The 12,423-nt window shown below is 70.7% G+C and carries 6 protein-coding genes and 1 riboswitch; of the genes, 5 read left to right on the top strand and 1 reads right to left on the bottom strand.

The genetic code is table 11. From position 1 onward, the window contains the following. Positions 1–15: 15 nt before the first annotated feature. Positions 16–237, bottom strand: a riboswitch (cobalamin riboswitch). Between the two features lie 174 nt (positions 238–411). Then, a complete protein-coding gene (locus tag AC731_RS14255; RefSeq protein WP_048707030.1) occupies positions 412–2,013 on the top strand; it encodes a glycoside hydrolase family 19 protein in 1,602 nt (533 codons plus the stop codon). Positions 2,014–2,154: 141 nt separating this feature from the next. Continuing rightward, complete coding sequence (locus AC731_RS14250) at positions 2,155–8,148, top strand: CHAT domain-containing protein (protein ID WP_048707028.1); 5,994 nt, start codon at positions 2,155–2,157, stop codon at positions 8,146–8,148. A gap of 12 nt (positions 8,149–8,160) precedes the next feature. Here the strand turns inward: AC731_RS14250 and AC731_RS14245 are convergent, their stop codons facing one another. Further along, the gene (locus AC731_RS14245; protein WP_048707027.1) at positions 8,161–9,390 is read right to left on the bottom strand and encodes a polysaccharide pyruvyl transferase family protein; all 1,230 of its coding nucleotides are present in this window, start codon (positions 9,388–9,390) and stop codon (positions 8,161–8,163) included. A 205-nt stretch (positions 9,391–9,595) separates the two neighbouring features. On the opposite strand from AC731_RS14245, the gene AC731_RS14240 reads away from it, so the two are divergent. The 3 genes from AC731_RS14240 to ltrA all read left to right on the top strand — a co-directional run bounded on the left by AC731_RS14240 (position 9,596) and on the right by ltrA (position 12,384). Next, on the top strand, positions 9,596–9,904 hold the full coding sequence (locus AC731_RS14240; RefSeq protein WP_004261785.1) for a hypothetical protein: 309 nt from the start codon (positions 9,596–9,598) through the stop codon (positions 9,902–9,904). A 106-nt stretch (positions 9,905–10,010) separates the two neighbouring features. Next, complete coding sequence (gene tpx, locus AC731_RS14235; protein WP_048707025.1) at positions 10,011–10,511, top strand: thiol peroxidase; 501 nt, start codon at positions 10,011–10,013, stop codon at positions 10,509–10,511. A 520-nt stretch (positions 10,512–11,031) separates the two neighbouring features. Then, positions 11,032–12,384 (top strand): group II intron reverse transcriptase/maturase, encoded by a 1,353-nt coding sequence (ltrA, locus tag AC731_RS14230; RefSeq protein ID WP_156480721.1) that lies wholly within the window; start codon positions 11,032–11,034, stop codon positions 12,382–12,384. Positions 12,385–12,423: the final 39 nt, after the last annotated feature.

Below are 12,423 nucleotides of genomic sequence, written 5' to 3'. Positions count from 1 at the left end.
ACCCCGGGGCTCACATCAACCAAACTCGATCGGGCCGGTCTTCTGGCTTGCCTTCTTCCTCGTCCGCCGACCTTCCCGAGCGCAAGGCTCAGTGGCGTGTGGCGGAGTCGTCAGGCTCACAGCAGCGGGGGCTGCGCCGGACTGGTCGTACGCGCGGGGCGGACGACGTCACCGGACTTCCCGTTTCACCCTGTCATGCGGCTGCATGACAAGGCACCCGGATCGAATGCGGGCGCAGACTAATCGAAACCGATCCGGATATGCAAGTTGCCGCTGCGGAAGGTCGCGGCGTGACCGCAGGGTAGAGGCGACATTCCGATGGGCTGCGCCACGGCTTGAATAGCGTGCGCGCCTGGGCTTTAGTGAGAGTGCGCCGACGGCCGCGGGGGCGCGCTTTCCGGGAGACACAGCATGTTGATCACGCGCGAGGTGCTGACCCGCATGGGGGCGACCGGTCCCAATGCCGATCGCTATGTCGAGGCGCTCGATGCGGCCATGGCCCGGCATGCCATCGACACGGCGCCGCGCATCGTCCATTTCCTCGCGCAGACACTGCACGAGTCGGGCTGCCTGCGCCTGACGGAGGAGAACCTGAACTACTCGGCGGACGGACTGCTGAGGGTGTTTCCACGCTATTTCCCTACCCGTGCCGACGCCGAGGCCTGTGCGCGCAAGCCCGAGCGGATCGGCAACCGCGTGTATTCCGGGCGCATGGGCAACGGGCCCGAAGCCAGCGGCGACGGCTTCCGCTACCGTGGCCGGGGCCTGATCCAGCTCACCGGCAAGGACAACTACCGCGCCCTGGCGCGCTGGTGCGGCCAGGACGTGGTGGCCGAGCCCGACCGCGTGGCCGGCGAGCTGGCGGTGCAGTCCGCCGTGTTCTTCTGGGAGCGCAACGCCCTCAACGACCTGGCCGACATCGATGACCTGAAGGCGATCACGCGCCGCATCAACGGTGGCCTCAACGGCTTTGCCGACCGCCGCGAACTGCTCGAGAAGGGCCGCCACGCGCTGCGCGAGCTCGGGCTGGCGGGCTCGGTGGCACCGGCCTCGGTGCCGTTTGCCCCCACGCACCGTGTGGTGCCGCTGCAGCTGAACCTGCGTTCCGCCCCGCGCGTGTCGCCGGCGACCTTGCTGGCTTCGCTGGCACAGGGGACCGAGGTCGAGGTGCGCGGGCCGGGCGCGGCCGCGGGCTGGGTGCGGGTTCGCGTGATGCTCGGCGGGACGATGCGTGAGGGCGTGGTGGCCGAGCAGTATCTGGCCGCCGTGGCGCCACAGCCGCGTGCCCGCGGCCGTGCGCGTGCCGCGCTGCAGGGCGCGGCGTCGCTTCCGGCCTTGCCGCCCGCGGTGCTGCACGACGCCCTGTCCGCGACCAGCCGGGTCCGTGCGGAGGGGCGCATCCATCCGCTCGCCGAGGGCGATCGGCCTGCGCGCAACGCGCGGGTGTCGACGGCGCGTGCCGCCGAACTGCAGTCGATCCTGGATTGGCTCGATGTCGCCAACCCCGCGCATCGCCGCTATCGGCCGCTCGATGGCAAGGGCGTGGCGCTGGCGTATGTCGCCGACTGCGCCGACCTTGCCGGCGTCTATCTGCCGCGGGTGTGGTGGACCGACAGCGCGCTGCGCCGCCTGACGCTGGGCGAGGCGGTCGCAGCGGTCCTCGACCAGACCGTGCGCGAGATCGGCATCAATGCGCTTCACGACTGGCTCGACGACCAGGGCACGGCCTTCGGCTGGGTGCGCGAACTCGACCCCACACTGCTGCAGGCGGCGGCGAATGCGGGCGAGGTCTGCGTGATCGTTGCGCGCCATCGCGACATCGACCAAGCGGGGCAGGTCTCGCTGGTCGTGCCGGAGCAACCGGGCGCCGAGGCCCTGCGCCGCGCGGATGGCGAGGTGCTGCGGCCGCTCGAGTCGATGGCCGGCCGTCGTGGCGTGCGCGCCGCGGTGTCGCGCAATGCCTGGTGGACGGGGCGCCGCTTCCAGTCCTTCGCGTTCTGGCGCCACCCGTGACGGAGCGGTGAAGGTGGATGATACGTTGCGCCGCAGCGCCGTCGCACGGCCGGTGTCAGTGCTCGCTGAAAATTCCATGGGCATGAGAGGATCGTCGCTCCGACGGGCGGGTCGTCCGCGGGTCGAACAAGGGAGAGCATCGTGGCCAACAGTCAATCCACCCGGCGCGGCGCGCCTGCGCTGAAACTGCCGGTGCAGGCCGAGGCGGGCGCCGGCACGGCACTGCCCGGCGTGCTGCGCAGCGCCGGCAGTCGCGCCGACGGCAGCGACGGCATCGCCCTGGTGCCCGGCCTCAAGGTCGTGCGCACGCTCGAACTCGCCGAAGTCAGCCGCAGCGCCGACGCGCCCGCACCGGCGCAGCTCGATGCCGGGCCGCGCCTGCTGGCGCTGGAGGCGTCTGACGGCACGACGGTATTCATGCGCGCCGATGCGCTGGCCGAGCAGCTCGCGCGGGCCCGCCCCGAACTGCTCGACACCGACGGATGCATCGACTTCGCCCGTTTCCGCGACAGCCGCGACACCTCGCGCGGTGCGCTGGGCTGGGTGTGGCGCCGCGTACTCGAGCTGAGCCTCGACGAGGACGAGATCGGCGCCGAGGCGAAGGACACGCTGCGGCAACAGCTCGCCGGCAAGGCCGAGGACTGGGCGGCAGCCTGGGCCTCGCGCAAGGGCGCGCAGGCCCTGATGCAGACCATCGAGGCCCGCCTCGCCGGCCCGCCCGGCCTCTACCGCTGGAAGGGCGGTGTGCTGCACGACAGCGACCGCTGCGCGGCGGATGACGCCCGGCTGCATGAGGCGGCACGCGCGGGCAGTCTGCTGGTGTTCATCCACGGCACGGGCTCGCACACCCTCGGTGGTTTCGGCGACCTTCCCGGCAGTGCCGCCTGGGGCGTACTGGAAGCGGCGTTCGGCGAGCGGGTGTTCGGCTTCGAGCACCGGACCTTCTCCGAGAGTCCGATCGACAATGCGCTGGCGCTGGCCGAAACCCTGCCCGCCCGCAGCCGGCTGTGCCTGGTCACGCATTCGCGCGGCGGTCTGGTGGGCGACCTGATGTGCCTCGACCCGGACGATGCGCAGCTCGACGAACTGATCGAGGCCTGGCGTCCGGCCCCGACCGCGCGCGTCGGCACGGCGCGGGAGCGGGCCGCCGTGGCGGCGGCCGAGCGGGCCAAGCTGCGCCGCCTGGCCGGACTGCTGCGCGACAAGAGCCTGACGGTCGAGCGCTACGTGCGCGTGGCCGCGCCGGCGCGCGGCACCGCCCTGCTGTCGGACAACCTCGACCTTTTCCTCTCCACCCTGCTGAATCTGGTGCGCCGCTTCGGCGCCTGGAGCACCGGCGTCGTCGCCGGCGCGGTGGCCTCGCCGCTCGCCGCCGAAGCGGCGAAGAAGGCCGCCGACCGTGGCCTGGCCTTCCTGTCGCGCGTGGTGCTGGAGATCGCCGACAAGCGCCTGCAGCCCGAGGTTGTACCCGGCATCGAGGCCATGCTGCCCGAGTCGCCGATGGGCATGCTGCTCGGCCGCGCCGCGCTGGCGCCCCGGGTCAGGATGGCGGTGATCGCCGGTGACATCGAAGGTGGCGGGATGTTGCAGCGAATCGGCGTGATGTTCGTCGATTGGGCCTTCTTCGAGCGTTCGCGAAACGACCTTGTGGTCGATACCGACTCGATGTACGGCGGCCTGCTCGCCCGCGCCGCGGATGATGCGGACGCACCGCACCGCGCGATCTACGTGCAGGGACCCGAAGTCAGCCACTTCCGCTACTTCCGCGACGACGTGAAGAGTGCGGGCGTGCCGCTGCCCGGGGCGCTCGGCAGCTGGCTGACGCACGACGCGCCGGAGCAGGTCGCGCCCTGGCAGCCGCTCACGCTGCCGGATCTGGAGGCCGCTGGGGGCCGTGCCAGTCGCGGCGAGGCGGAGCCCGCCGACAACACCCTGCCGGTGCTGGTGCTGCTGCCCGGCATCATGGGCAGTCATCTCGCGGCCGATGGCGACCGGATCTGGCTCGACCCCGTCGATCTCGCGCGCGGCCGGCTGTCGCGCATCGCGATGGGCGGACGCCGGGCCGTGCGTGCGCAGGGTCTCGTCGGGCTGGCCTACGGCCGGCTGGCCGAGCACCTCGAAGGCAGCCACCGCGTGATCCGCCACGATTACGACTGGCGCCAGCCCATCCGTGCGCTGGGCGTCGAGCTTGCCGGCGTGCTGCGCGAGGCGCTGCGCAAGCATCCCGAACAGCCGGTGCGCATCCTCGCCCACAGCATGGGCGGCCTGGTGGTGCGTGCCGCCTTCACGGCCGACAGGCGTCTGTGGCAGGACCTCGTCGCGCGGCCGGGCGGCCGCCTGCTGATGCTGGGCACGCCCAACCACGGCTCCCACCTGTTCGTGGAAACCCTGCTCGGCCAGTCGGACACGGTCCGCATGCTGGCGCGGCTGGACATGAAGAACGGCCTGCAGTCGGTGCTCGACATCGTCGCCGCCTTCCCCGGCGCGGTGCATCTGCTGCCGGCGCCGGGCTTCGAGGACACCGGCGGCGCGGCGGAGCGGGATTACTTCCGTGCCGAGACCTGGTCCGAACTGGCGGCGATCAACGACGACTTCTGGTTCGGTCGCCGCCTCGCCGGCAAGCCGGCGCAGGGCCTGCTCGACGACGCCGTCGGCTTCTGGCGGGACGTGGCCGACACGCACTGGGTGGCCGAGGCGCCCGAGCGGATCGCTTACGTCTTCGGCCAGGCGGACAACACGCCCTGCGGCATTCTCGTGCGCACCGAGGACGGCAAACCCCGGAACGTGGTGATGCGCGGCACGCCGTTTGGCGACGGCTCGGTGACCTGGCAGTCCGGCCGTCTGCCCGGCCTGCCCGACGAGCGCTACTGGATGATGCCGGCCGACCACATGGGCCTGACCAGCACGCCGAAGTTCTTCGCCGACATCGAGTCCCTGCTCGCCGATGGTGCGCCGCTTCGTCTCGGCCGCCTGCCGGTGAGCCGCGGCGAGGAACTGGCCGCGCCCCTGCTGAGCTATCGCGCGGGGCCGCCGCCTGCCTACCCGACCGACGCCGAGATCGTCAGCCGTGTGCTGGGCGGGCACCTGCAGCCCTTGCCGCGGCGCAAGCGGGCCACGCTGGCGGTGTCGGTGCGGGCGATGGACCTGCGTTTCGTCCAGGTGCCGATCCTGTGCGGCCATTACGCCGGCGATCTGATCGCCGGCGCCGAAGGCGTGATCGACCGCTGGCTGGTGGGCGGCGCGCTGAGCCATCGCCAGCGCCTGGGCGTCCATGCCGCCGAGCTCGGCAGCGCCGCGGTGGTGCTGATGCCGCGCAGCCGCGAGGAGCGTCTGCGCGGAACCGGGCGCGGCGCGGTGGTCGTCGGTCTGGGCGAGATGGGGCGGCTGGGGGCCGAAGGCGTCACCGAGGCGGTGCGCGCCGGTGCGCTGCGCTATCTGCTGCACGCCTGCGATCGCAATGTCGAGGCGCACTGCATGCAGGCTGCCGGGGGCGAAGGGACGCTGCCGCTGCGTCTGGCCAGCCTGCTGATCGGCACCAACTCCGCGGCCCAGCTCGAAGTCGGCGATGCGGTGAAGGCGATCGTGCGTGGCGTGCTGCTCGCCAACCGGGATTTCGCCCAGGGCGCCGGCGGGCGCAAGGCGCCGTCGGGGCGCATCGTCGAGCTGGAACTGGTCGAGCTCTATCGCGATGCGGCAATCTCCGCGGCCGATGCGGTGAGCGCGCTGGGGCAGACGCTGGCGGGCGAGCTCGCGCAACTGGGCGTCGAACTCGAGGCCGCCACCGAACTTCGCCACGGCGAGGGCGTGCGCCAGCGCCTGACGGTCACGCCCTTTTCCGACTATTGGCCGCGCCTGGCGGTGGGCGATGCCGACCACGACGACAGCGACTGCCCGGCCGATTGCTGGACGCCCCGCCTGCGCAACCCGCTGCCGCCGGATGTACTGCGCCGCTGGCTGAGCCTGTATGGCTGCGGCGCCGAGGCGGTCGATGCCGCCGCGCTGCAGCCAGGGCTGGATTCGCCGCCGGTGCTGCGCCATGCCGAGCGCCTGCGTTTCACCTACATGGGCGAGAAGGCGCGCGCCGAGGCGGTGGTGCAGCAGCGCCAGCCGGGCCTGGTCGAGAAGCTCGCCACCGAGGCGCTCACCGGTCCGGCCGCCACGCGCCATGCGCAGGGTGAACAGGCGCTGGGTCATCTGCTGTTCCAGCTGCTGGTGCCGGTGGAGTTCAAGGCCGCCGCGCGCAAGGCCAACAACCTGATCCTGGTGGTGGACGAGCGCACGGCCAACCTGCCGTGGGAGCTTCTGGAAGCCGATGGCGAACCGCTGGTGCGCACGACCCGCATGGTGCGCCAGTTCATGACCACGCGCTTCCGCCGCGAGATCGTGCGCACCGACGCGATCAGCGCGTGCGTGATCGCCAACCCCAGTACCGAGGGCTATTACGCGCAGTTCGGCGGTCCGGGCTGGAAGCCGCGCCTCGATGCCGAGGGCAAGCCGCGTCCCGATCGCCTGCCCAGCCTCGAGGGCGCGGCGCGCGAAGGCGATGCCGTGGTCCGCATCCTCGAGGCGGCGGGCTACACGGTCAGCCATGCGCCACCGGATTCGCGCGCGCCCGAAGTGTTCGCCCGCCTTTTCGCCCGCCCCTGCCGCATCCTCGCCATCGCCGCGCACGGCATCTACGCCAGGCGCGGCGCCGACGGGCGTTATCGCAGTGGCGTTGTGCTGTCCGACGGACTGCTGCTGTCGGCCGCCGAGATCGGCCTGATGGAGACGGTGCCCGACCTGGTGTTCCTGAGCTGCTGCCACCTCGGCCGGATCGGCGAGGGCGAATCCGGCCAGCGCCTGGCGGCCAGCCTCGCGCGCGAGCTGATCGACATGGGCGTGCGCTGCGTGGTCGCGGCCGGCTGGGAGGTCCGCGACGATGCCGGGCTCACCTTCGCCGAGACTTTCTTCACCCACATGGCGGTTCGCGGCGCACGCTTTGCGGATGCGCTCTTCGCCGCCCGTATTGCCGCCCTCGATACCTACCCCGACTGCAATACCTGGGGCGCCTACCAGGCCTACGGCGATCCGGCTTTCCAGCTCCGACTGGGTGAGCCGGCGAGCCGCGACGACACGCCGCTGCGGGCGCCCGAGCAACTGCTCGACTGGCTGGAGCAACTGCGGCTCGATACCCGCCTGCCGGCGGCTGGCAGGAGCGCGCGTGACTTCACCGCCCTGCAGAAGCGCGTGCGCCGCCGCCTGGGCCGGCTGCCGCCGCACTGGGCGGAGCGCACCGATGTGCTGCAGGCGCAGGGGCGTCTCTATGCCGAGTACGGCGGCGCAGGCTTCGCGGCGGCACGCGCCGCGCTGCTGCGGGCGATTGCCGAGGATTCGTCGCAGGGACTGGTGCCGATCAGCGCGATCGAGCAGCTCATCAACATGGAGGCGCGCGAGGCCGAGCGCCTCAGCGGGCCGGGCGAGGGGCAGGACCTGAAGGCCGCGGCGACGCTGATCGACGATGCGCTGGCGCGTGCCGGCGCGCTGTCGGCCCTGTCCGGGGAGCATCCGGCCACGGCGGCACGTGGCGCGGAGACCCCACCCATTCCCAATGCCGAACGCCAGGGTATCTTCGGCAGCGCCTGGAAGCGCAAGGCCATGGTCCTGCTGCGTGGCCCCGAACCCGAGCTGCAGGCCGTTCGTGAAGCCCTGTCGCGCGCGCGCGACGCCTACGCTGCCGGCGAGGGCGATGCGCGCGCCACGGACTGGAACCCGCAGGCGCGCATCAACCGCCTGCAGCTCGATGCTGTCCTCGGTGACGCCGGTGCGGGTGGGGTCGATGCGCTCGCGTGCGTGGAGCGGGCCCGGCGGCGCTTCGAGCGCAGCTTTGCGTTCTGGGATGCCGCGATGGCGGCCGATGCGACCGTGGCGGCCTGGCTTGCAGGTGGCGCGCTGCCCGAGGGGCGCAGCGCGGAAGTCGTGCTGGGCGACCTTTATCGTGATGCCCTGGCGACGGTCGCCGCGTCGGCGCGCGAGCTCGATTCGGTTCGTGCGCAACTGGCGATGCTGGCCGCCTTCCTGCGTCTGCGCGGAAAGCGGGGCGACGCGGGCAAGGCGGAGGTGCTGGACACGGTCGCGGTGTCCTTGCCCGGCTGACGTGTGTCGGCATCAGGGCGCCAGCAGCCACTGCCAGGCTTCGGTGGCGTGGTCTGCCAGCTGCCGGGCGTGTCGCGTGCGTCGCGCCGGATCGAGACGGCTCGCGCCTGCCAGCGCCGCCTCCGCCATCTCCGGCCGCGCGAGCCGGTTCAGTCCGTCCGGGTCCCAGGTCCGTGCGTAGGCCGACTGCTTGCGCCCGGCCCGGGGCGTGCGCAGCAGGGTGACCACCGGCCGCGCGAAGGCCTCGCCGACGATGCGCGCATGCAGGCTCGAAGCGCACACTGCGTAGGACTCTGCGATCAGCGCGCACAGCGCCCACAGGCTGCGGGCCGGGCTCGATACCAGACGTTGCGGGTCGGTGAGGAAGTAACGCAGGCGCCGGTAGATCGCCGGGTCGTCGTGCCACGGCGCGCGCCCTGCGCAGAAGGCGACGATGCCCAGTCCGCGCGCGGCGGCGAAGGTTTCGACCCCGTTGGCGAGCTGGCGCAAGGTTTCGTCGTCGCCGAAATCGGCGCTGAACTGCAGGGCCAGGTAGCCCTGCGGGAAGCGTGCGCGCAGGGCCGCCATGCCGGCGCCATTGGACCAGCGGGCGATCCGCGCCGAAAACAGGTGGGCGACGAGGGTCGCCGGGTCGGGCGCGAGCCGGCTGTGGAGGCCGGCCCGCATCAGTGCGTCCTGCGTTATTGCATCGCGCACCCAGATGCGGTCGGCGTCGCGCAGCCGGGCCAGCGCGGTGTCGCGCAGCATCGCCGGCAGGGTCTCGAGTTCCACGCCGCCGATGCCCGCATGCAGGATGCGGCGCACGCCGGGCAAGGCGGCGCGCGAGGCAACATAGGGTAGCTCACGTGCGGTGCCGGGCTGGCCGACCGCCCAGTGATCGCGGGCGGCCGTGTCGCGGTCGAGGCGGGCGACGATGCGCGCGGCCTCGTCGGGCGCGAGCAGCATCACCGCGGCTTCGTAGCGCGAACAGCCCAGGATCTCGCCACCGACCTGCAGCAGGTCGAAGGCATGGCCCGCCTGTGCCGCCACGATGTCGTCGAGCGCCGCCACCGCAAAGCCACCCGCGCGGCGCAGCTCGCGCGCCGCGAGGCCTGCGGCGATGGCGTCCGCCCGTCCTGTCGTCCGGGCCGCGATGCGGCCAAGCAGGAGGTCGCCGAAGTTGTGGCGGTCGAAGGCGCCGAACAGGATCAGCGGGATCCGGGGCTGCCCGTTCCGGCGCGCAGGGCGTTGCTGCGATGACATGACGTGGTTTCCGCATCGAACGCCCCCGAGACTAGCGCAGCTTGCATCGGTCCGGGATTGCTGGTGGACTGTCGGACGGCCGGGGCGGCATCGTTTCATGCTGAAACAGGCGCGGGCCGGAATCTTTTGTCCGGTGCGGGCTCTGACCTGCAACCCGTCCAGGCACGCAGGGCGTGCAGGCCCCGATCCCTACCAGGAACCCCTCATGTATCGTGATCCGAAGTTCTCCAGTTTCTTCAACCAGTTCGGCCGCGGTGACGGCACGCCGCCCAGCCTGCTGCAGAAGATCGTCACCGTGCTCGTCACCATCGCGGTGTTCGGCGTGGCCCTGATGTTCTCGGTCGTGCTGTTCGCCGTCGTCGTTACCGTCGGCGCGGTGGCGTGGGGCTACCTGTGGTGGAAGACGCGCGCGCTGCGCAAGCAGATGCGCGAACATCCGCCGACGGGGCGCGGCATGATCATCGAGGGCGAGGTGATCCGCGAGGTCGAGATCGAGGACCGGCCGCCGCGCTGAGCGCAGCGGTCGCCGGATGTCATGCCTTGGTGTAGGCTGACGGTCCGCCGACCGCTGCCGGAAAGAGCACGGCGGCCCAACCAATCCTGAGACAGAGGACAGACCCATGAGCAAAGTGACCCTTGGTGGCAACCCGATCGACGTTGCCGGCCGTTTCCCGCAGGCGGGTGAGCAGGCGCCCGCGTTCAAGCTGACCGGTGCCGACCTGGCCGACGTCGGCCTCGAGGCCTTCGCCGGCAAGCGCAAGGTGCTGAACATCGTCCCCAGCCTGGACACCCCGGTGTGCGCCACCTCGACGCGCAAGTTCAACGCCGATGCCGGCAGCCTGGCCGACACCGTGGTGCTGGTCGTGTCCGCCGACCTGCCCTTCGCCGCCAAGCGCTTCTGCGAGACCGAGGGCCTGCAGAACGTGAAGACGCTGTCGACCTTCCGCAACCCGGCCTTCGGTCAGGACTACGGCGTCGCCATCACCTCCGGCCCGCTGGCCGGCGTCACCGCGCGCGCGGTAGTGGTGGTCGATGCGAACGACAAGGTCGTGTATTCGCAGCTCGTGCCCGAGATCAAGGACGAGCCGGACTACGCTGCCGCGCTCGCCGCGCTGAAGTGATGCGCTGAAGTCGTCCGGCGCCGGGCTGCGAGCGGCGGCCTGGCGACCGCGCCGACAGCAGAACGCCCCGCGTCCGGCAGGACTGCGGGGCGTTTTTCCGTGTGCGCCCAGCATGGGCGCACTCCTGCGGGTGGAAGTCCCGCCGTAAGTTGATCACAGCGAACGAAGTGAAGCGCAACTGCGTGAGGGTGACCGAGCGTGGGAAGGAAGCGTGGAGCATAAGCTGCGAGCCGATGGACAAGAATCGGATAGAAGGCGCTGCGGAGCAGGGCGAGCGAGCACGTAATCGGGAAGCTCTCGTGATCAAGGCGAAGTGGCGTAGATCCGGCGGTTGTGCAGCGAAGGAGTGCGTTCTTACCTGGGGAGATCTCGCCTTATGCCTGAAAGGGCGACGGTGCTGAGCCGGAGCGAGAAGTCAGCAGAGGCTGTAGTACTTGGTGGTAGGGCCGTTGAGGCTGGAGACCGCCGGGGAAGGGCCGAACGAGTAGGAGGGCCGAAGGCCGTGTCGCTCGGACGTGCAATGCATCAGAAGCTCGGGAGGCCGGGGCGCAACGCGGGAGGGCGAGGTGAAGCCGATCCCGAAGCGGTGCGTGATGAAGCACGGACGGCGCGGCATGAAACCGGAAGCCCGGGGCGAGATGGCCTGCTTCTTCAGGCGCTCGCGAAAGCGAACATGGAGGCGGCGTGGAAACGCGTCAAATCCAATCGCGGCAGTGCTGGGGTGGATGGGTTGTCGATCGCCGAGACGGCGGCCTACCTGAGAGCGCACTGGCCTCGGATTCGGGAGTCCTTGCTGGATGGCAGCTACCGGCCTTCTCCGGTGCGCCGCGTCCAGATCCCGAAGTCCGATGGCGGGGTGCGCGAACTGGGGATTCCGACGGTGACGGATCGGCTGATCCAGCAAGCCCTGCTGCAAGTCTTGCAGCCCAGGATTGATCCGACGTTCTCTGACCATAGCTATGGCTTTCGCCCGGGACGCCGTGCGCACGACGCGGTGCTCGATGCACAGCGCTACGTGCAGGACGGTTACCGGGTGGTGGTCGATGTGGATTTGGAGAAGTTCTTCGACCGGGTCAATCACGACATCCTGATGGAACGCCTGGCGAGGCGAATCGAGGACAAGGCCGTGCTGCGGCTGATCCGTTGTTACCTCGTGGCCGGGATCATGGGTGGCGGCGTGGTCATGGAGCGGTTTGAGGGCACGCCGCAAGGCGGGCCGCTGTCGCCGCTGCTGGCCAATGTGCTGCTCGACGAGGTGGATCGGGAACTGGAGCGGCGGGGGCACCGCTTCGTGCGCTACGCCGACGACTGCAATGTGTATGTGCGCAGTCGCCGTGCAGGCGAACGGGTGCTAGCGGGCCTGACCAAGCTCTACGAGCGACTCCGCCTGAAGGTGAACGACGCCAAGACGGCCGTCGCGCCGGCCTCGCGCCGCAAGTTTCTGGGCTATGCCTTCTGGTACGGCCCAGGCGGACAGGTCAAGTGCAGGGTGGCCGACAAGGCGCTCAACGCCTTCAAGCAACGCATCCGGCAATTCACGTGTCGCTCGGGCGGGCGCAACCTGACCGAGACTGCCGAACGGCTGCGGGCCTACATGCCGGGCTGGAAGGCGTACTTCCAACTCGCGCAGACACCCAAGGTGTTCCGCGAACTCGACGAGTGGATTCGACACCGGCTGCGTGCGGTGCAGCTCAAGCACTGGCGTCGGGGTACGACGATGTACCGGGAATTGAAGGCTCTGGGCGCTTCGGAAACGGACGCTCGACAGGTGGCGGCGAACAGTCGAAGGTGGTGGCGTAACAGCCGCTTCCTGCTGAACCGCGCAATGCCTGTTGCCTACTTTGATCGGCTCGGTGTGCCCCGGCTCTCATGACCTCAACGACTCGAACCGCCCGGTGCGGACCCGCATGCC

The sequence above is a fragment of the Thauera humireducens genome (assembly GCF_001051995.2).
GTDB classification, from domain to species: domain Bacteria; phylum Pseudomonadota; class Gammaproteobacteria; order Burkholderiales; family Rhodocyclaceae; genus Thauera; species Thauera humireducens.
Note: the sequence above shows the minus strand (reverse complement) of the source record. Positions and strands in the feature narration are given on the sequence as shown.